Raw genomic sequence first — 19,780 nt, 5'->3', positions numbered from 1 at the left:
GCGCGCGGGACGACCTAGCGTGCGGGACGGCCACCGGTGGAGCCCGCAGTGCGAGCGCCGCCGCCGGTGCGGGGACGGCGAGCGCCGCCGCCGGCATGTTCCTGACGGGCAGCGCCGCCGGTGCGTGCACCGCGTGACTGACCGCCCTGTCCGGAGCGAGCCTGACCCGAACGTGCTGCGCCGCCGCGTCCACCCTGGCCGGCGGGGCGCTGTCCGCGTCCACCGTTCGGCTGGGCCGGAGCCTTCGGAGCCGGAGTGACGTGCGGTGCGATGTCGCCGACCAACTTGACGACGTGCTCGGAGTTGGCCGTCGAACGAACCGGCGTCACCTTGATGGCTGCCTTACGCATGAGGATCGCAAGATCCTTACGCTGCTCGGGCAAGACCACTGTGACCACGTCGCCGGCGCTGCCTGCGCGAGCCGTGCGACCACTGCGGTGCAGGTAAGCCTTGTGCTCGGCCGGGGGATCGACGTGAACGACCAACTCGACATCGTCGACGTGGACGCCGCGCGCTGCGACGTCGGTGGCGACGAGGACACGCGCTTCACCGGCGGAGAAAGCTGCCAGGTTACGGTCGCGAGCGGCCTGGGAGAGGTTGCCGTGCAGGTCGACGGACGGGATGCCCGACTCGGTGAGCTGGCGAGCCAACTTGCGAGCCTGGTGCTTGGTGCGCATGAACAGGATGCGACGACCGGTACCGGAAGCGAGCTTCTCGACCAGAGCCTTCTTGGCTTCGACGCCGTCGACGTCGAACACGTGGTGCGTCATCGCGGCGACGGGGGAGTTGGCCTCGTCGACCGAGTGCATGACCTCGTTCTTGAGGAAACGCTTGACGAGCTTGTCGACGCCGTTGTCGAGCGTCGCCGAGAACAGCAGGCGCTGCCCGTCCTGCGGCGTGGACGAGAGGATGCGGGTGACGACGGGCAGGAAGCCGAGGTCGGCCATGTGGTCGGCCTCGTCGAGCACGGTGATCTCGACGGCGTCGAGGCTCACGAACTTCTGCTTCATGAGGTCTTCGAGGCGACCGGGGCAGGCGACGACGATGTCGACTCCGGCCTTCAGAGCCTGAACCTGGCGGTGCTGCGAGACGCCGCCGAAGATCGTGGTCACGCGCAAGTCGTATGCGGCGGCCAACGGTTCGAGGGTTGCGGTGATCTGGGTGGCGAGCTCACGCGTGGGTGCGAGCACCAAGCCGAGCGGTCGACCCGGGCGACGCTTGCCGCCGGACAGTTCGCCGGCGAGGCGAGAGACCATGGGGATGGAGAACGCGAGGGTCTTTCCGCTTCCGGTCTTTCCGCGGCCCAGTACATCGCGACCCGAGAGAGTGTCGGGGAGGGTGTCGATCTGGATCGGGAACGGAGAAGTGATTCCGCCGTCTTCGAGAGCTTTCACCAGCGGTGCGCGCACACCGAGGGCTGCGAAGGTGGTAGCGGGCGTAGAGATGTCAGACAAGTGTGTTCAGAGCCTTTCGGGCACGTGTTCGTGCCCGGATGCCGACACGGGAATTAACCGGTCGAACAATCAAGCACAGTGGTGGCGGCGCTGCCGGTCGGCAGGCTTCTTCGCCGTAAGAAGAGCGGGTGCATTGAGCACTCAGCAAGAAATTTTGCGTTCTACGACGCTGGATGCCCGATTTCAGGCACCTAGTGATCGCAACTCTACCTTCCCAGAGCGTTCGACCTACAACCCGACCCATTCGGAGACGCCGTTCGCGAAGTGTTGCCGCTTCCAGATCGGTACCTCGTGCTTGATGCGCTCGACCAGTTCGGCGCACGCGGCAAACGCCTCCGCGCGGTGTGGCGCGGCGACGGCGGCGACCAGTGCGAGGTCTCCGATCTCGAGATGCCCGACGCGATGAATCGCGGCAACCGGTAGGCCGGTCGAGGCTGCAACTTCTTGGCAGCATGTCTGGAGGAAGCGTTCGGCATCCGGATGCGCTTGGTACTCCAACGCCGAAACCGCTTGGCCTCCATCGTGATTGCGCACCGTTCCCGTGAACACCACAACAGCACCGTTCTTCGGACCGGCCACGGCCGCGTCGACGGTGTCTGCATGGATCGGTTGCTCGGAGATCCGAGCCAGTAGCTCACTCATCGTGTGCTCCTCCGCCTGCGACCTGCGCGAGCAGGTGATCGATGATGGGTTCGAGGACGGCGAGACCGTCCTTCACTCCGCCGGGAGAACCCGGAAGATTGACGATGACCGTCGTACCTGTGATACCTGCCACACCACGGCTCAGTGATGCGTGCGGGGTCTTCTCGAGTCCTTTGGTTCGGATCGCTTCTGCGACCCCGGGCAACTCACGGGTCAAGACCGAGCGGGTAGCTTCCGGGGTTGCATCCGTGGGGGAAGCGCCGGTGCCGCCGGTACTGATGACAAGCGACGGGGAGCCCTGCTTCGCGTCCGCTATGCCCGCCGCGATGTCTGCGTCGGCGTACACGAGCGGTCCACGCACCTCGAAGTCCCGCTCGCGGAGCCAGTCCGCGATCTTCGGTCCGGTGGTGTCGGGTCTGGTTCCGTTGGCGCCGCCAGTTGAGGCGACTAGCACGGTCGCGGACCTCGTCGAGGTGAAGACGTGCTCCGGAGTAGCCGGGGCGCCCTGAGCCTCGCGGGTCCAATGCCCGCGTTTACCACCGTCTTTGGTGAGCAGACGCACACCGTTCATGGTGGCGCCGGGATCGACTGCTTTGACCATGTCGTGCAAGGTCAGGCCGGCCACCGCGACGGCGGTGAGTGCTTCCATCTCGACGCCGGTCTGTCCGCGAGTCTTTGCCGTCGCTTCGACGGTGATCGAGGTTTCGGTGAATCCGAACTCCACCTTGACCGACGAAAGTGCGAGCTGATGACACAACGGAATCAGTTCGGACGTCTTCTTTGCGCCGGCGATTCCGGCGATGCGTGCGGTGGTGAGGACATCGGCCTTGGGCATGCCGTCGGCGCGGACGAGGCGGACCACCTCGGCGGTCGTGACAAGTTCACCGGCAGCGACGGCGATCCGCGTCGTCTCGGCTTTGGCGCTGACGTCGACCATGCGTGCGCGGCCTTCGCTGTCGACGTGTGTCAATTCGGTCATGAGTGTCCTTTGAATCAGATCGAGTGAATCAAATCGAGGAAGTCGAGAGCGGGACGACGTCGACGAGATCGCCTGCGCCGAGTTCGGTCACGGCGGCGGGGATGTCGATCAGGACGTCGGCCCACGCCATGGCTGCAACGAGGTGCGATCCGGGTCCGGCAACGAGTTCGATACCGTCCGCAGTTCTGCGTGCCCGCAGGAACTGCCGTTTGCCGTCCACCGAACGCAGCGGTGCAGTCAACGGGAGTCGCTCGCGCGGGATCTCGGGCAGGCCCGCGGCCCGGCGCAGTTCGCCCCGTGCGAAGACCTCGAAGGAGACCATCGTGCTCACCGGGTTGCCAGGGAAGCTCAGTACCGGCACTTCGTTCACCACGGCAGTGCCTTGCGGGCCCCCCGGTTGCATTGCGACGTGGCCGAATTGCGCCCCCAAGGGTGTGAGGGTCTCCTTCACCACTTCGAAGTCACCCATCGATACTCCGCCGGAAGTGAAAACCAGATCGGCGACCGAGGTTGCGTACGAGAGCAATTCGCGGAATTCAGCCGGATCGTCACTGCTTCGAGCGACGGAGACGACATCGGCACCGTTGGCTTCGGCCAATGCTGCCAAAGCTGCACCGTTGGAATCGTAAATCTCGCCGGGTTCGAGAGTTGTTCCGGCACTCTTGAGTTCGGCGCCCGTCGTGATGACGGCGACCCGTGGTCTCGTGTACGTGTCGAGTGAGGCCAACCCGACGGCGCTCAGCGCAGCGATATGGCGAGGTTCCAAGTGCGTTCCCGCCGTGACCAGTAGCATTCCGGCAGTGATGTCACTGCCGCGTTCGCGAACGAATTCGCCTACAGACCTGCCCCGTTCGATGGTGACGACGTGTTCGGTGACGCCCGTGGTGTCCTCGACGGGAACGACGGCGTCGGCACCCTCGGGGAGCGGCGCACCGGTCATGATGCGAAATGCCGATCCTGGAAGGTGTTTCGGTGGTTTTCCGCTTCCGGCGGCGATCACACCTCGAACCGTCAGCGTGGTGGGAACCGAGGCCACTGAGGCGGCGTCGACCGCATATCCGTCCATCTGAGAGTTACGAAAGAGCGGGAGGTCCACCGGAGATGCGATATCAGAGCAAGTTATGCGCCCCAACGCTTCTGCCGTCGGAACCGCCGACGGAGAGAGGGTGTGCAGGCCGGTGAGCAATCCGGAGATGTGCGCAGCGTGTTCCTCGACCGAACGCGCGCTCATGACAGTAACCTCGACAACCTCGACATGTTTTGATCCTAGGCGGTGTGGTCCGTCCGACACACGGAGTACGGCTTTCGGTCATACTGGAGCAATACGGAAGTTGGTGAAGTGATGACAGTGGTCTCGATGGGAATTCCCACCGTGCGGTTTGACGCTGCCTCCCTCGCCGGTCGTCCCGAGACGGATCTCCTGGTCGACAGGTTCGGGCGTGTTGCCAGAGATCTGCGAGTCTCGATCACCGAGAAGTGTTCACTTCGTTGCACGTATTGCATGCCGGAGGAAGGCTTGCCGGCCATCGCTGCGGAAGACCTTCTGAGTGCCGACGAGATCGTTCGAGTAGTCGGAATCGGTGTCGAACGAGTCGGTATTCGCGAGGTGAGATTCACCGGCGGCGAGCCGCTGATGCGTAGTGACCTCGAAAAGATCATCGCGGGATGCGCCGCGCGTGTGCCAGGAATTCCACTTGCCATGACCACCAATGCCGTTGGGCTCGAACATCGTGCTGCGAAGTTGGCCGCAGCTGGTTTGACTCGCGTCAATGTTTCTCTGGATTCGGTTGATCGCGCCCATTTCGCTGAATTGACACGTAGAGACAGATTGCCGTCCGTTCTCGCGGGAATTCGAGCGGCAGCGGCGGCCGGGCTCGCGCCACTGAAGATAAATGCGGTGCTGATGCGTGAAACGCTCCACGGCGCGGCGGATCTTTTGCAGTGGTGCCTCGATGCCGGCGTCGAATTGCGCTTTATCGAGCAAATGCCTCTGGATGCAGACCATGCATGGGCCCGCGAGAATATGGTGACGGCGGCTGAATTGTTGTCCGTATTGAGTGGTCGTTTCGAATTGGAAGAAATCGGCCGCGAAGACCCGTCGGCGCCGGCTGAAGAATGGCGTGTCAATGGGACCTCGATGACGGTGGGAATCATCGCTTCCGTGACCCGCTCGTTCTGCAGTGAATGTGATCGGACACGAATGACCGCCGAAGGGACAATTCGGTCATGCTTGTTCAGTGATCGCGAGGTTGATTTGCGTGCGGCGCTCCGGTCGGGAGCAAGTGATGACGAACTTGCGGATTTGTGGCGCGGTGCGATGTGGAACAAGTGGGCAGGGCATGGCATCGACGCCGCGGACTTCGTTCCGCCGGAAAGAAGTATGGGAGCGATTGGTGGCTGATTCGCATTCGATCTCGGTTCGATACTTTGCTGCTGCAGCGGATGTTTCCGGTTGCCGTAGCGAGGTAGTCGCCATCTCGCCCGACAACACACTTGCCGAGTTGGTGGCGGTGCTGATCGCGCAATACGGCCCGGAGATGGAGCGAGTGTTGTCGGTCTCGGCGTTCCTCGTGGGCGACGAGTTGACTCGCGACGTCACTCGGCCCTCCGGTAGTGCTGTCGATATTCTTCCGCCTTTCGCGGGAGGATAGTCCGAGGATTGTCGGCGCAGCTATTTGTCGGCGACAGATCTACTATCGGATTTCAGCGGCCCGGTTCGAATAGGTTGATTGATATCGCTGCAGTTCAAGTCGCGTTTATATCTTTATAATCCACTCTTGGTCAATTGTTCAGAATTGGTTGTTTTGTTTCATTTCTCCTACTTTTAGGGGAGTGCATGCACGTTTGTTTGCCGATGCCAATTGTCATCTGTTCGGATGACAAAAGAAATTCCGCCGCTGTTGGTAATTGGCGGCATGTGTTAATTTTGGCGCAATTCCAGTCGGGATATGCGAAAGGTATTTCAATGTCGATTAATTCCACGCGCCGTGTCGGAGTCGTCGTAGCACTCCTCGGAGCAGCTGCACTCACCGCTCCGGCAATTGCTACTGCGCTTCCGTCCACCGGTTCGCTCGGCTCTTCTGCACCGGAAGCCTCGTGCTCAACCCTGTCTACCGAAGCGACACCGAACGGATGGGGCATCCCGTTCGCCGACGAGAAGGACCAGACCGCGTCGTACTCGGCCGAAAATGTCCTGGACAAGGACGGTTCATTGAAGCTCGCCGTCGACGGCACCGGCGACCGTTCGGTTTCCTATCATTCGGCCGGCGGTATCAAGCTCGCCGACGCCGTCAGCAAGGCGATCGGCTTTGCCGAGCGCGCCGCCACGCCGACTGCGGCGTTCCAGCTCCGCCTCACCGGAACGACCGGCGGAAAGTTCGAGAACGGATTCACCACCCTGGTGTGGGTCCCGGGACCCGACGCGACGCCGACGGCTGACGGCGGCGTTCACGCGGATCTCCAGAAGGGCGTGTGGTGGAGCACTCAGAACATCGACGGCGCCAAGGATCGCGTGTCAGTGCCTTTGGCTGACATCGTCGCCGCGAACCCGAACGCGGTAGTCGACCACTACGGCGTCAGCGTGGGCACCGGTTCCGCCGCCACGTCGACGCTGGTCGATGCAGTGCAGTTCAACGGATGCACCACCAACTTCGCGAAGAAGGATCCGGCTTCGGGAACGGGTTCGCTGGGCAACATCTTCGGCAGCCTGTTCGGTAGCTAGTCGCTGGTAAGAGCTCTGGTAGGAGTTACTTCCACCAGTCATCGAGGGGTGTGACCGGCACCGTGCGCTTGTGACGAGTGTTGATGAACAGCTTCTCGAGCTTCTCGGCTACCTCGGAGGAAATGTCCTTTCCTTCGAGGTAGTCGTCTATCTGTGAGTAGGTGACACCCAGCGCAACTTCGTCGGGCAGCGCGGGCCGGTCGTCCTCGAGGTCGGCGGTCGGAACCTTGCGCCACGTGCTCTCCGGTGCACCCAATTCCTGCAGGAGCGCAGCGCCCTGACGTTTGCTCAGGCCGGTGAGCGGGGTGATGTCGACACCTCCGTCGCCGAATTTCGTGAAGAACCCGGTGATCGCTTCCGCAGCATGGTCGGTACCGATCACCAGGTAGCCGAGCTGCCCGGCAATCGCATACTGAATGACCATGCGTTCGCGCGCTTTGATGTTGCCGCGGACGAAGTCGCGCAGTTCGCCGTTCCCCAACGCCTCGGACGCCTCACGGGCTGTGGCGTCGGCGCCGGGCTTGACGTTGACGGTGAGCGAGCGATCCGGCTTGATGAAGCCGAGTGCGATCTGCGCATCGGATTCGTCGGCTTGTGCGCCATAGGGGAGTCGGACCGCGACGAACTCGGCGTCGTGGCCTTCATCGCGAAGCTCGGTGACGGCGCGTTGGGCGAGAGCCCCGGCGAGCGTGCTGTCCTGACCGCCGCTGATTCCCAGAACGAACCCTGTGGCGGGGGTCGAGCGAACGTAGTCCTTCAGGAACTGGACTCGCGCGCGAACCTCCGCTGCGGCGTCGATTGTCGGCTTTGTGCCGAGTTCTTCGATGATGCTTTCACGCAGTGTGGCCATGAATGGACTCTAGCGATGTGAGCAGGCGCGTGCAGTGCCACCGCAACCTGGGCGGTACGGTCGCGCACATGAGTGCGAACAACGTTCTGGTGGTCAGTGCGACGAAGTCGGAAGCGGCATACGTGCCGCAAGGATACGAACTGCTGATCACGGGGATTGGAAAGGTCAGTGCTGCAACAGCAGTCGCCTCTGCTCTCGCGCGGTACGAGCGGGAGAATCTGCCGCTGGTCGTCAACATCGGGACCGCCGGTGCGCTGCACGCGCACCACGGTGGCCTCTATGTTCCCGGGGTTGTCATCAATCACGACATCAGCAGCACCGCGATCCGAGCGCTGGGGCACGACGTCGCGGACCGTTTGGTGCTCGCCGGCGGTGACGACTCGGTGTTGGCGACCGGCGACGCATTCATCGCCGACACTGCGACCCGGGACGCTCTCGCTCAGCGAGCCGATCTGGTCGACATGGAGGGGTTTGCCATCGCATTCGCCGCGCAGGCTGCGGGTGCTAGCTGCCGACTCGTCAAACATGTCAGCGATCACGCGGACGACTCGGCCTTGGACTGGCCCGCGATGATCGATGCCAGCGCCCGTGAGTTGGGGCGCTGGCTGCTCGACAACGTCTGATCGAGCCTGCAGCGTCTGGTCAAGCCTGCGCAGTCAGTATCAATCCGGTGTTGTCGGGCTTGCGCAGGGTCAGCGTGTCGGCGTCGACGGTGTAGCTCACTTCACCGTCGAGTACCGCCAGGATCTGACGCTCGATGTCCATGTTCTCCTCGGGGCAGGCCATTCGCGTGGTTGCCATCGGCGTGAACGTGACTGTGGTGTCGGATATCTGGGCGCTGCCGGTCATGCGATTGCATCCAGTGGTCCCGCTGACCGAACCGTCTGCGGCAATCGTGAGTTCGGGAGCTGACGTCTCCAGAGCCAGGCTCGTACTGATCGCATCGGGACTGATGAGCGACGTGACGGTCCACGTCGTGCCCTGGAGCGCTCGATCCGGCGTGACGATCTTCTTGTCCTGCAGGGTCACTGTGGCCTCGTCCGATGTCAGGGTGAGGGTGTCGCCGTCGAGGGTCCACGTCGGCGCGGAGGTCAGCAATGTTGTTGTCCAGGCGTCGGATTCGGCGATGCCGGGAGGGCAGCCCATCATGGTCGACGCCATGGTGCCGGTGGTCAGCTTGCCGTCGGTGAACTCGACCGAGCCGTTTGCCGTGTTGCATCCGGCGCTCGCGGACACTCGACCCGCTTGGCTGAAATCGAGAGTCAGCGGGCCGCCGCCGGGAATTTGTGTTCCGTCGACGGAGGTCGAGATGAAGACGCGGCCGGAGGGCTCCGTCTTGTCCTCGGGGGAGTCGGACGAAGCGGAGCAACCGCTTACCGCGGCGATGGTCAGGAGGCCGATGACGGCAGCTGCGATGCGCATGGGCTCACATTAAGTGGTGGGACGGATCTGGGGAGTCAACATCGAGTAACGCGCCGGGCAAGGTCTTCCCAGCCGGCGGCCAGGCGCTCGGTGGTCATCCCGAGATCGCGCACCTGATGAAGGACAAGCGACGCTTCGAGTGGTGCCAACAGCGCTGAAGCGAGCAGATCGAGGTCGCCCTCGACGCCGGCTCCTCGAAGAAGTCCGATGACGTGAGCGATGCCGAGTGCTCGTGCCGGACCGCCGAAGCGGTATTCAGGAGCGTTTTCCGCCGCTCGGAGGACTTCGCCCTGTACTTCCACCATGGCGATCCGGGCTCGTCCGAACGCGATGAGGCGCTCGATCGGCGGCGCGCCAGGACCCAACGGTGGGGGGCCGAACATGAATGCCTGCTGCAGTTCTCGCTCGGTGTGATCGAGCAGTGCCTGCATCAGTCCCGATCGATTGCCGAAGCGCCGAAAAACTGTGCCCTTGCCCACACCGGCTCGGCATGCGACGGCATCCATCGTCACCGCGTCGACACCTCGCTCGGCGACGAGGAGGGCTGCGGCGTCGAGCAGAAGTGCGCGGTTACGTGCTGCGTCACCGCGCTCGACCGGCGCGGCGCCGATCTGGGGGAGGGGGATTGCGCTCACGGGATCAGGTTACAGGGCTGGGGAATGTAAGTGGACCGCGGTCCGTTTAGTTGATATAACTTTCAACCGGAGCCACCAACCGCACCACTCTCGAAGGAAACTCGTTATGTCACAGACCAATGTTCTCGTTCTCGTCGGCAGCCTGCGCGCCGGATCCGTCAATCGCCAGCTTGCCGAGACTGCTGTGTCCGCCGCGCCCGAGGGTGCTGCGCTGACGGTCTTCGAAGGCCTCGCCGACGTTCCCTTCTACAACGAAGACATCGACGTCGAGGGTGCTTCCATCCCCGCTGTCGACGCGCTGCGCTCCGCTGCGAGCAACGCGGACGCGTTCCTGCTCGTCACCCCCGAGTACAACGGCACCATCCCCGCAGTGCTGAAGAACGCCATCGACTGGATCTCGCGTCCGTACGGCGTCGGCGCTGTCAAGGACAAGGCTGTCGCAGTCATCAGCGCTTCGCCCAGCGGCAACGGCGCCAAGTGGGCACACGAAGACACCACCAAGGCAGTCGGCATCGCCGGTGGCAAGGTCGTCGAGGACACCGCACTGAGCATCGGTGGAACCGGCGCACTGTTCGGCGAGCTGCACCCGCGTGAGAACGCAGAGGTGCTCGCTCAGGTCTCCAAGGTCGTCTCCGACCTCGTCGACGCCAGCAAGCAGCTCGTCAACGCTTGATCCGTTTCACAGCTGAGGGCCATGCCGAAAGGCGTGGCCCTCAGCCGTATGTGCACTAAAGCTCTTGTGTACTTAGAGCCCTTCGCGTTCCATCGCGTCGTCGACGGCGTCGCGCACCGACTCGAAATCCTTGCCCGCCATCATCGCTTCGCCCATCGCGGCATCTATCCGGTTGGCGACCGCGGCGTACCGACGCTCCCAGTTCTCCTTGTCCTCTCGCCAGTAGCCCATCACGTGCATGTGCGCTGCCGGAATATTGATCGTTCGACGCAGATGGGTGCGGATGCGTCTGGCAGCCGCGGCCTCGACTGCGCACCAGATATAGCCGGTGCCGGGCGGTAGGGGATAGGCGGACAGTTCGGTGAGGAGAGAGCCCGCTGTGTCGATCCATCGGTAGTGAGCGTCGGCGCGCGTGGTGAACGTCTGCTGTTCGCTCGGCGCGGGTACCTGTGCGATGACGTGGATCGGCAGACCGCCTGGGGCCTCTTCGAGAATTCGCCCGACTGCCGGCAGAGCGGCGTGATCGGCGACGAGTAGGAGCCAGTCGCACTCTGTCGGCGGCTCGAACCATCCGCTGGCGGTCGAGAGGTGGACGGTCTCGCCTGCTTGCGCATTCTCGGCCCAGAGAGCGGCTCCGCCATGGCCGTGGAGAACGAAGTCGATCTCGAGTTCGTTCTTCGACGGTTGCCAGCGCCGGACCGTGTAACTGCGGGCGTGAGGGGGATCGAGAGGGAATCTGACGAGCACCCGTTCGTCGGGGCTTCCGCTCGTCTCGAAGTCGCTCAGGCCGGTGCCGCCGAAGGTGATTCTGCGCATCAGCGGTGTCACCTGCTGCGTTCTCGTCACGGTTGCCTGGTGGCGCGGTGCTTCGTCCTTCGGGGGTGTTTCCACGACGCTCATGGTAGGTCCGTGACGCGGCTCCGAGAGGCCGGCGAGCACAAAAAGAAAATGTGACGGGCGACACGCCGACGCGCCGGGAAATGAGGGCGCTGAACTGGGGCGACCTGGGAATTCCAACGATGTGACTCACAACATCTCGCGTTATGTGTTTCTGTCGGCCACTAGGTGTAGTGTCTTGAGCACTGAGAGACCACAACGCGGAACGCCTTGAGCGAGACTCCGGCAATCGGTCGAATCGGTGCTGAACATCACTACATCGGCCTTTGTTGGCTAAGCGAAAGAGGGACTCTCATGAGCATCACCGTCTACACCAAGCCCGCTTGCGTTCAGTGCAATGCCACCTACCGCGCCCTCGACAAGGCCGGTCTCGAATACAACATCATCGACATCACCGAGGATGCCGAAGCCCGCGACTACGTCATGGCTCTCGGGTACCTCCAGGCGCCCATCGTGGTTGCCGGTGAAGATCACTGGTCGGGCTTCCGTCCCGATCGCATCAAGACCCTGACCGTCGCTGCTTGAAGCGCCGCAGTGTCGGCGGTGGACACCTCCGCCGACACATCTGAGTAGTTCCGGGCACCGTACAAGAAAATGGTGACAACCGATGACTTCGCTGGTCTATTTTTCCAGCGTGTCGGAGAACACCCACCGATTCGTTCAACGTCTCGGCCTGCCTGCGACACGTATACCCATCCATGACCGTGACGGCTCATTTCGCGTAGACGAGCCCTATGTGCTGATTCTGCCCACCTATGGTGGCGGGGCCACCGTGACAGGGCGCGACACCAGTTATGTGCCGAAGCCGGTCATTCGTTTTTTGAACAATCCACACAACAGGTCGTTGATCAGAGCAGTGATCGCGGCGGGAAACACCAATTTCGGTGAGTCCTTTTGCTATGCAGGAAACATCATTTCCCAGAAATGCCACGTTCCTTTTCTGTACCGGTTCGAACTCATGGGCACTGCCGAGGACGTAGACCGAGTACGAGAAGGCTTGGGGGAGTTCTGGAATCATCTCGAAACAGAGAAGGAGCACGGGCAGTGGCGCCAACCATCACTGACACGATCGCGGCAGGAAGCGTAGAGCGTGATGCACGCGGCGGTGATTCCACCAACGGTCTCGACTACCACGCACTCAACGCCATGCTCAACCTGTACGGCGCCAACGGTGAGATCCAGTTCGAGATGGATGTCGCCGCAGCCCGTCAGTACTTCTTGCAGCACGTCAACCAGAACACCGTGTTCTTCCACAACCTCGACGAGAAGCTGGACTACCTCGTAGAGGAAAACTATTACGAGCCCGAGGTTCTCGATCAGTACTCACGTACTTTCGTGAAGTTCCTGATCGATCACGCGTACGCCAAGAAATTCCGCTTCCCGACGTTCCTGGGCGCGTTCAAGTACTACACCTCCTACACGCTCAAAACCTTCGACGGTAAGCGTTACCTCGAGCGTTTCGAAGATCGTGTCTGCATGGTTGCGCTCACGCTGGCCGCAGGCAACGAAGACCTGGCCGTCGAACTCGTCGACGAGATCATCGCCGGACGCTTCCAGCCCGCCACCCCGACGTTCCTGAACTCGGGCAAGAAGCAGCGCGGCGAGCCCGTGTCCTGCTTCCTGCTTCGCATCGAAGACAACATGGAGTCCATCGGTCGCTCCATCAACTCGGCACTGCAGCTTTCCAAGCGCGGTGGCGGTGTTGCCTTGCTGCTCACCAACGTTCGTGAGCATGGCGCGCCGATCAAGAAGATCGAGAACCAGAGTTCGGGTGTCATCCCGATCATGAAGCTTCTCGAGGACTCGTTCTCCTACGCCAACCAGTTGGGCGCGCGTCAGGGCGCCGGAGCTGTGTACCTGCACGCGCACCACCCCGACATCTACCGATTCCTCGACACCAAGCGTGAGAACGCCGACGAGAAGATCCGTATCAAGACCCTCTCTCTGGGCGTCGTGATCCCGGACATCACTTTCGAACTGGCGAAGAAGAACGAGGACATGTACCTGTTCTCGCCGTACGACGTCGAGCGCATCTACGGTGTTCCGTTCTCCGACATCAACGTCTCCGAGAAGTACTACGAGATGGTCGACGACAAGCGAATTCGCAAGTCCAAGATCAAGGCTCGTGAGTTCTTCCAGACCGTCGCCGAATTGCAGTTCGAGTCGGGCTACCCGTACATCATGTTCGAGGACACGGTGAACCGGGCCAACCCGATCGAAGGCAAGATCACGCACTCGAACCTGTGCTCGGAGATCCTGCAGGTTTCGACGCCGTCGCTGTTCAACGACGATCTTTCCTACTCGAAGGTCGGCAAGGACATCTCCTGCAACCTGGGTTCGCTGAACATCGCGAAGACCATGGATTCGCCCGACTTCGCCAAGACCATCGAGGTCTCGATCCGCGGTTTGACGGCAGTGTCCGACCAGACGCACATCTACTCGGTGCCGTCGATCGAGCAGGGCAACAACGACTCTCACGCCATCGGCCTCGGCCAGATGAACCTGCACGGATACCTCGCTCGTGAGCGGATCTTCTACGGCAGCGAAGAAGGCATCGACTTCACGAACATCTACTTCTACACCGTGCTCTTCCATGCTTTGCGTGCGTCGAACAAGATCGCCATCGAGCGCGGCTCGTACTTCAAGGGTTTCCCGGAGTCGAAGTACGCCTCGGGTGAATTCTTCGACAAGTACACCGACCAGGTCTGGGAGCCTGCAACCGACAAGGTCCGCGGACTCTTCGCCGATGCGCAGCTGCACATCCCCACCCAGGACGACTGGCGTGAGCTGAAGGCTTCGGTCCAGAAGCACGGCATCTACAACCAGAACCTTCAGGCCGTCCCGCCGACCGGCTCGATCTCGTACATCAACTACTCCACCAGCTCCATCCACCCGGTGGCGTCGAAGATCGAGATCCGTAAGGAAGGCAAGATCGGTCGCGTCTACTACCCGGCGCCTTACCTGACCAACGACAACCTGGAGTACTACCAGGATGCCTACGAAATCGGGTACGAGAAGATCGTCGACACCTACGCTGCCGCAACGCAACATGTCGACCAGGGCTTGTCCCTGACGCTGTTCTTCAAGGACACCGCCACCACGCGTGACATCAACAAGGCGCAGATCTACGCGTGGCGTAAGGGCATCAAGACGCTCTACTACATCCGTCTGCGTCAGATGGCACTCGAAGGTACCGAGGTCGAGGGCTGCGTTTCCTGCATGTTGTAAGGGCTTCGCCCCCCCCGTGCGCCTTTTTGGTAGTGACTGCTACCGAAAAGGCGCACAGGGGTATCAGGCCGGCGGACGGCCGGGGCCGTGCATCTTGCCGGCATTCTTCGGCATACGACCGTGTTCGGTAAGTGCGCGCCGAAGGAGAAACTCGATCTGGGCGTTGGTACTTCGGAGGTCGTCGGCCGCCCACCGGGCGAGCGCGTCGTGCACCGCAGGATCCAACCGAAGCAGGATCTTTTTACGCTCGGATCTCGGAGCTGGATCCGTGGCCATGTGGCCTTTCCTTTACTGGTAGAGCGAACCGGTGTTCAGCACCGGTTGTGCGTCGCGGTCGCCGCACAGCACGACCAGAAGGTTACTGATCATCGTTGCCTTGCGTTCCTCGTCGAGTTCGACGACGTGCTTTTCCTCGAGCTGCTTGAGTGCCATGTCGACCATGGACACCGCACCTTCGACGATTTGCTTGCGGGCGGCGATCACAGCACCCGCTTGCTGGCGCCGAAGCATCGCGCTGGCGATCTCCGGTGCGTACGAGAGCCTGTTGATCCGTGTCTCGATCACTTCGACACCTGCCGCCCGCACGCGGGCGTGAACTTCCTCCGACAAGGTGGTTGTGATGATATCGGCGTTCTCGCGCAACGAAACTCGGCCTTCGGCGTCGTACGGATAGCTGCCGGCGATATGGCGGACGGCCGCCTCGGTCTGCACCGAGACGAACTCCTCGTAGTCGTCCACCTGGAACGACGCGAGCGCAGTGTCGGCGACTTGCCAGACGACCACCGCCGAGATCTCGATGGGATTGCCGTCGGCGTCGTTCACCTTCGCCTGACCGGTCTCGTGGTTTCGGATACGCGTGGAGATCGATCGACGGACCGTCAGCGGGTTTGTCCATCGCAGTCCCGGCGTGCGCAGGGTGCCGCTGTACGAGCTGCCCAGGAGCTGAAGAACTCTGGCCTGATTCGGTTGCACCAAAGTCAGACCCATCAGCAGGGGGAGTGACGCGATGAACAGCACCACTCCGACCGGAATCAGGGCAAAGAGTCCCAGAACTCCGCCTACGACGGACAGCGCGATTCCGGCCAGGAACAAAAGGACGCCGCCGAGAAGCATCCACCCGCCGGACAGGTCCCAGCCTGGGCGTTCGGCGATCGTGGTGGTGGCGACACCGGTCGGTTTCTCGGCCACGGTGGGTGTGCTGGTCATGCGAGACTCGCTTTCCATCGGTAAGTGATATTTAATTGATATCACATTTTTGATCCTTGCGGAGGGGCGCGTGCGACACATGTTGTTGTGTTGGCATCGCGGACCCGACACAACGGGTAGTGTTCAGGCAAGCCAACATTCGGCAGTATCTCTCTCGCTAGGTAGGAATTATGGTCAAGCTGGTCAGTCGCGTTTCCGCCATCAACTGGAACCGCGTCCAGGACGAGAAGGACGCCGAGGTGTGGGATCGCCTCGTCAGCAATTTCTGGCTGCCCGAAAAGGTGCCGGTCTCCAACGACATCCCGTCCTGGGGAACGCTGACCGCGCAGGAGCAGCAGCTCACGATGCGTGTCTTCACGGGTCTGACGTTGCTCGACACCATTCAGGGGACCGTCGGCGCAGTCAGCCTCATCCCCGACGCAATCACTCCCCACGAAGAAGCGGTCTACACCAACATCGCCTTCATGGAATCGGTGCACGCCAAGAGCTACAGCTCGATCTTCTCGACGCTGTGCTCCACCCCGGACATCGACGACGCGTTCCGCTGGTCGGAGGAGAACCCCAACCTGCAGCGCAAGGCGCAGATCGTTCTCGACTACTACAACGGCGAGTCGCCGCTCAAGCGCAAGGTCGCCTCGACGCTCCTCGAGAGCTTCCTCTTCTACTCCGGCTTCTACCTGCCGATGTACTGGTCCTCGCGCGCCAAGCTCACCAACACCGCCGACCTCATCCGCCTCATCATCCGTGACGAGGCCGTGCACGGGTACTACATCGGCTACAAGTACCAGAAGGGCCTCGAACAGCTCACCGAGGCCGAGCGCGAAGAGCTCAAGAACTACACGTTCGAGTTGCTCTTCGAGCTCTACGAGAACGAGGTCGACTACACGCAGGACCTCTACGACGGCGTCGGTCTGACCGAGGACGTCAAGAAGTTCCTGCGCTACAACGCCAACAAGGCACTCAACAACCTCGGCTATGAAGGCCTCTTCCCGAAGGACGAGACGGACGTCAATCCGGCTATCCTGTCGGCACTTTCACCGAATGCGGACGAGAATCACGACTTCTTCTCCGGCTCGGGAAGCTCCTACGTCATCGGCAAGGCCGTCAACACCGAAGACGACGACTGGGATTTCTAGAGCGACCCGCTCGGGACTTCTAGAGCGCCTATATCAAACGAAGCCCGACTCCTGCACACGCGGGAATCGGGCTTCGGTCGTCCATGGGGGAGTGGACTAGCGCAGAAACCAGGCTTCCGGCTTGTCCTGCAACGCTTTTTCGAGGCGTAGTCGCGAGGTGTCGGTCATGTCCGAGGGCAATTCGCCCGGCGCGAACCATGCGACCTCGAGGTTCTCGTCGTCCGCCACATGCGCTTCTCCGCCGGTCCACTTGGCCAGGAAGCACACGTCCAGGTACTGAGTCACGTCGCCGTTGGGGTACGTAATGGGTTCTGTGACATCGACACTCGTGATCCGAATCAATTCGGCGTCGACTCCGGTTTCTTCCTTCGCCTCCCGCACCGCCGCCGACGACGGTTCCTCGCCGGGCTCGAGAACACCGGACACGACGGCCCATTGACCGTTGTCGGCTCGGCGGGTGAGAAGGACTCGGCCGTCGTCGTCGCGAATCACGACGCTCACTCCGGACAGCCAGAGCGGCGCATGACCGACCTTCTCGCGCAGGGCGACAATGAATTCCGGGATCGGCATGGTCAGAAACCGACCATCACAGTTGCGGCGAGCTGCCTCGAATGTGGGAGTCGTGTTTCGTTCCGGTCAGCTCGCATATCCGTTCAAGGTTCCCTTCAAATCCGCCAATACGGCATGGGCGGCAGTCATCCCGTTTCCGTTCCAGATTTCGTCTTCCGCCACGAACACGCGCCGATCGGAGGCGGCGGCGAGGTCCTGCCACTGGTCGCTCTTCATGACCTCGGTGCCGTAGGTACGACCGTTCGGCCCGTCGAAGAGGACGTAGATCAAGTCACCTTCTGCTGCGCTGAGATCGTCGGCCGGAATCGGTGCTGTGGTCGCATCGGTCAATCGCTGCGCCGGTGGGCGCCGGACGCCGACGTCGCTGAGGATTTGTCCGGCGAAGGACGCGGGACCCTCGATCTGCAGGTCCTTCGCACCGAACCGAACCACTGATGCCTGCGTCTGTGATGAATTCAATGTGTCGCCGAGTTGCACGACGTCCTGCTGGTATCGATCGAGCTCCGTCGCCGCCGCTGACGAGCGGCCCAGTGCCTGACCGGCGAGCGCGAACTGCGCTTTCCAGTACACGGGATCGGACCCGGCGAACACGGTGGGCGCGATGGCGCCGAGTTGCCCGTACAAACCGTCGGACGCCGGACTCGACCCGAGGATCAAGTCCGGCGCGGCGGCCTTCACGGCGTTGACGTCAGGTGCGCTCACGGGACCGACACTCGGAATCTCCGAGATGCCGAAACCCAGGTACGACGGTTGAGGCGAGTCGACGCCGGTCGCAGCGCCCACCACCCGCTCCCACAGTCCGAGGGCGCACACGGCGTCCATCGAGACGCTGTCGAGGACCACGATCCGTTGTGGATCGGAAGGAACCTCGGTTTCGCCCGCAGTGTGCACCACTCGACGCTTCACCTCGGGGCCCGCGCCCGGGTCGGCCGGCGTCGGCGTCGGGCAGGCGGTGGCGGTGTCGCGTTCGATGCCCATCACGCCGGCGCCGGCGATCGACGTGGTGGTCCGGACGATGGTGCTCGCGGGATCGTCCGACGAGTCGGACGAGCAACCACCGAGGACGAGCATCGTGGCGGCGATCCCCAGGATCGAGACACGACGAATGGACGTGCGGGCAGTCGTGCGTGAGGGAACAGTCGTGCGTGAGAGAACAGACGTGCGTGAGAGAACAGACAAGTCGACGGCTTCCTGTGTGAGCGGGCGCCGTTCAGGTTAGCTGCTCGACTCAGCTGTTCTGCTTGTCCACCTCAAACGTGTCCGAGAGGTCGTCGAGGATCATGTGCGCGCCCTGGACGCTGACCGGCGACATCCAACGTGAATCGTCCACGTCTACCTTGCGTCCTCGAAGTGTCTGCCACAGCGGGCTCTCGAGGAACGGCTTCGCAGCTTCGGCGCTCTTGCCCTCGGCGTCCTGCCAGGTGCTGATGAAGATGACGTCCGCGTCGGCCTCGTTGATCAGCTCGGGGCTGATCTTCATCATGATGTTGCCGGCGTCGGCGGGGTCTGGCCCCTGGTTGTCCGGACGCTTCAGCCCGGCATCCTGAAGAACGATGCCGCTGAACGAGGTGGTGCGGTAGAGGCGTGCGGTCGGTTCACCGGCGAATCGGACCACCGAGATGACCGGGTTGTTTGCCTTCTCGTTGATTTCCTTGCCGACGGCAGCCGCGCGTGTTTCGTATTCGGTGATTTTCGCCTCGGCCAGCGATTCCTTGCCCAGCGCTTCACCGACTACGCGGATGTTGTCCTTCCACGTCGGACCGGTCGTCTGGGTGAAGACGGTGGGCGCGATTGCGGAGAGCTGCTCGTAGTTCTTCCCGTCGCGGACCTCGGCGGAGATGATGAGGTCCGGCTGCAGTGCGGCGATCTTCTCGAGGCTTGCGCTGCTGACCGTGCCGACCGAGACGGCGTCCGGGGCGAATTCCTCCCGGGAGGATCCGAGGTAGTCGGGCAGACCGGGCTCGCGGTAGTCGACGTAGCCGACGAGCGGGGATTCGAGGAGAAGGACGGCGTCGGTGAAGCTGTTGTCGAGCGCGACGATCCGCTGGGGTGCGGCCGGGATTTCGGTGCTTCCGCGGAAGTGCTCGACGGTACGGGGAAATGCGCCCGACTCGGTCGAGTTGGTGGTTGCAGCGGGCTCGTCGTTACTCGAGCACGCAGGAACGACCAAGGCGATCGAAGCTGCGACCGCTACCAGCGCGGCCCGGCGGGGAAAGAATTTCACTGATTGGCTCCTGAAATGAGTTAGGCGAGGGTGACCTTATCAGTGGAGGAGTTGGCCGAAAACGGACACCGGCCGAAATCTTCGACGGGTGCGACACGCCGATTCGGAAGTGGGTTCGGACTCCCCAGGGAACATAAACCGCA

General features: G+C 62.3%; 22 protein-coding genes. 9 read left to right on the top strand and 13 right to left on the bottom strand.

All coding sequences use genetic code 11. The annotated features are described in order from the left end of the window. Positions 1-14 precede the first annotated feature (14 nt). The 4 genes from ACFQ6Y_RS19015 to glp form a co-directional block, all read right to left on the bottom strand. A complete protein-coding gene (locus ACFQ6Y_RS19015; RefSeq protein ID WP_042450056.1) occupies positions 15-1,454 on the bottom strand; it encodes a DEAD/DEAH box helicase in 1,440 nt (479 codons plus the stop codon). 228 nt (positions 1,455-1,682) lie between these two features. Further along, positions 1,683-2,096 carry a molybdenum cofactor biosynthesis protein MoaE gene (locus ACFQ6Y_RS19010; protein WP_007731311.1) on the bottom strand — a complete coding sequence of 138 codons (414 nt, stop codon included), beginning with the start codon at positions 2,094-2,096 and terminating at the stop codon, positions 1,683-1,685. After that, positions 2,089-3,075: a bifunctional molybdenum cofactor biosynthesis protein MoaC/MoaB gene (gene moaCB / locus ACFQ6Y_RS19005; protein WP_378635847.1), complete on the bottom strand. Its 987-nt coding sequence runs from the start codon at positions 3,073-3,075 to the stop codon at positions 2,089-2,091. The genes ACFQ6Y_RS19010 and moaCB overlap by 8 nt, the downstream gene beginning before the upstream one ends. 28 nt (positions 3,076-3,103) lie before the next feature. Continuing rightward, positions 3,104-4,306 (bottom strand): gephyrin-like molybdotransferase Glp, encoded by a 1,203-nt coding sequence (gene glp / locus ACFQ6Y_RS19000; RefSeq protein WP_378635843.1) that lies wholly within the window; start codon positions 4,304-4,306, stop codon positions 3,104-3,106. Positions 4,307-4,417: 111 nt separating this feature from the next. Here glp and moaA point away from each other — a divergent pair, with 111 nt between their 5' ends. The 3 genes from moaA to ACFQ6Y_RS18985 all read left to right on the top strand — a co-directional run bounded on the left by moaA (position 4,418) and on the right by ACFQ6Y_RS18985 (position 6,796). Further along, positions 4,418-5,476, top strand: coding sequence for a GTP 3',8-cyclase MoaA (gene moaA, locus ACFQ6Y_RS18995; RefSeq protein ID WP_378635840.1), 1,059 nt, complete (start codon positions 4,418-4,420; stop codon positions 5,474-5,476). Beyond that, positions 5,469-5,726 carry a MoaD/ThiS family protein gene (locus ACFQ6Y_RS18990; RefSeq protein ID WP_378635837.1) on the top strand — a complete coding sequence of 86 codons (258 nt, stop codon included), beginning with the start codon at positions 5,469-5,471 and terminating at the stop codon, positions 5,724-5,726. The genes moaA and ACFQ6Y_RS18990 overlap by 8 nt, the downstream gene beginning before the upstream one ends. 314 nt (positions 5,727-6,040) lie before the next feature. Further along, positions 6,041-6,796, top strand: a complete 756-nt coding sequence (locus ACFQ6Y_RS18985) for a hypothetical protein (RefSeq protein ID WP_378635833.1) — start codon at positions 6,041-6,043, stop codon at positions 6,794-6,796. A gap of 25 nt (positions 6,797-6,821) precedes the next feature. Here ACFQ6Y_RS18985 and nadE read toward each other — a convergent pair whose 3' ends face one another. Beyond that, positions 6,822-7,646 (bottom strand): ammonia-dependent NAD(+) synthetase, encoded by an 825-nt coding sequence (gene nadE, locus ACFQ6Y_RS18980; protein WP_378635828.1) that lies wholly within the window; start codon positions 7,644-7,646, stop codon positions 6,822-6,824. A 68-nt stretch (positions 7,647-7,714) separates the two neighbouring features. Between nadE and ACFQ6Y_RS18975 the strand changes: the two genes are divergently transcribed. Then, positions 7,715-8,269, top strand: coding sequence for a nucleosidase (locus ACFQ6Y_RS18975; RefSeq protein ID WP_080910898.1), 555 nt, complete (start codon positions 7,715-7,717; stop codon positions 8,267-8,269). Positions 8,270-8,288: 19 nt separating this feature from the next. Here ACFQ6Y_RS18975 and ACFQ6Y_RS18970 read toward each other — a convergent pair whose 3' ends face one another. Then, complete coding sequence (locus tag ACFQ6Y_RS18970) at positions 8,289-9,068, bottom strand: META domain-containing protein (RefSeq protein WP_378635823.1); 780 nt, start codon at positions 9,066-9,068, stop codon at positions 8,289-8,291. Between the two features lie 35 nt (positions 9,069-9,103). Further along, a complete protein-coding gene (locus ACFQ6Y_RS18965) occupies positions 9,104-9,703 on the bottom strand; it encodes a TetR/AcrR family transcriptional regulator (protein ID WP_378449139.1) in 600 nt (199 codons plus the stop codon). Between the two features lie 106 nt (positions 9,704-9,809). Between ACFQ6Y_RS18965 and ACFQ6Y_RS18960 the strand changes: the two genes are divergently transcribed. Next, a complete protein-coding gene (locus tag ACFQ6Y_RS18960) occupies positions 9,810-10,376 on the top strand; it encodes an NAD(P)H-dependent oxidoreductase (protein WP_283303672.1) in 567 nt (188 codons plus the stop codon). Between the two features lie 72 nt (positions 10,377-10,448). Here the strand turns inward: ACFQ6Y_RS18960 and ACFQ6Y_RS18955 are convergent, their stop codons facing one another. Beyond that, positions 10,449-11,276, bottom strand: a complete 828-nt coding sequence (locus ACFQ6Y_RS18955) for a siderophore-interacting protein (RefSeq protein WP_378635818.1) — start codon at positions 11,274-11,276, stop codon at positions 10,449-10,451. A 291-nt stretch (positions 11,277-11,567) separates the two neighbouring features. On the opposite strand from ACFQ6Y_RS18955, the gene nrdH reads away from it, so the two are divergent. The 3 genes from nrdH to nrdE all read left to right on the top strand — a co-directional run bounded on the left by nrdH (position 11,568) and on the right by nrdE (position 14,501). Continuing rightward, positions 11,568-11,798: a glutaredoxin-like protein NrdH gene (nrdH, locus tag ACFQ6Y_RS18950; protein ID WP_019747886.1), complete on the top strand. Its 231-nt coding sequence runs from the start codon at positions 11,568-11,570 to the stop codon at positions 11,796-11,798. Positions 11,799-11,880: 82 nt separating this feature from the next. Then, positions 11,881-12,360 (top strand): class Ib ribonucleoside-diphosphate reductase assembly flavoprotein NrdI, encoded by a 480-nt coding sequence (gene nrdI, locus ACFQ6Y_RS18945; protein ID WP_230812772.1) that lies wholly within the window; start codon positions 11,881-11,883, stop codon positions 12,358-12,360. After that, positions 12,318-14,501, top strand: coding sequence for a class 1b ribonucleoside-diphosphate reductase subunit alpha (gene nrdE / locus ACFQ6Y_RS18940; protein ID WP_378449137.1), 2,184 nt, complete (start codon positions 12,318-12,320; stop codon positions 14,499-14,501). The genes nrdI and nrdE overlap by 43 nt, the downstream gene beginning before the upstream one ends. A gap of 63 nt (positions 14,502-14,564) precedes the next feature. Here nrdE and ACFQ6Y_RS18935 read toward each other — a convergent pair whose 3' ends face one another. Beyond that, positions 14,565-14,777, bottom strand: coding sequence for a hypothetical protein (locus ACFQ6Y_RS18935; RefSeq protein ID WP_003944723.1), 213 nt, complete (start codon positions 14,775-14,777; stop codon positions 14,565-14,567). 12 nt (positions 14,778-14,789) lie between these two features. Continuing rightward, entirely contained in the window at positions 14,790-15,707 is a 918-nt protein-coding gene (locus ACFQ6Y_RS18930; RefSeq protein ID WP_378533891.1) for an SPFH domain-containing protein, read from the bottom strand. Positions 15,708-15,877: 170 nt separating this feature from the next. On the opposite strand from ACFQ6Y_RS18930, the gene nrdF reads away from it, so the two are divergent. Beyond that, positions 15,878-16,843, top strand: coding sequence for a class 1b ribonucleoside-diphosphate reductase subunit beta (nrdF, locus tag ACFQ6Y_RS18925; RefSeq protein ID WP_003944744.1), 966 nt, complete (start codon positions 15,878-15,880; stop codon positions 16,841-16,843). A 96-nt stretch (positions 16,844-16,939) separates the two neighbouring features. Here nrdF and ACFQ6Y_RS18920 read toward each other — a convergent pair whose 3' ends face one another. The 3 genes from ACFQ6Y_RS18920 to ACFQ6Y_RS18910 form a co-directional block, all read right to left on the bottom strand. Continuing rightward, entirely contained in the window at positions 16,940-17,413 is a 474-nt protein-coding gene (locus tag ACFQ6Y_RS18920) for an NUDIX domain-containing protein (RefSeq protein WP_378544710.1), read from the bottom strand. Positions 17,414-17,479: 66 nt separating this feature from the next. After that, on the bottom strand, positions 17,480-18,484 hold the full coding sequence (locus ACFQ6Y_RS18915; RefSeq protein WP_378636747.1) for an iron-siderophore ABC transporter substrate-binding protein: 1,005 nt from the start codon (positions 18,482-18,484) through the stop codon (positions 17,480-17,482). A gap of 157 nt (positions 18,485-18,641) precedes the next feature. Next, on the bottom strand, positions 18,642-19,637 hold the full coding sequence (locus ACFQ6Y_RS18910; RefSeq protein WP_378635813.1) for an ABC transporter substrate-binding protein: 996 nt from the start codon (positions 19,635-19,637) through the stop codon (positions 18,642-18,644). Positions 19,638-19,780: the final 143 nt, after the last annotated feature.

This window comes from Rhodococcus sp. NPDC056516 (genome assembly GCF_042794655.1).
In the GTDB taxonomy this organism is placed as follows: Bacteria; Actinomycetota; Actinomycetes; order Mycobacteriales; family Mycobacteriaceae; genus Rhodococcus_F.
Note: the sequence above shows the minus strand (reverse complement) of the source record. Positions and strands in the feature narration are given on the sequence as shown.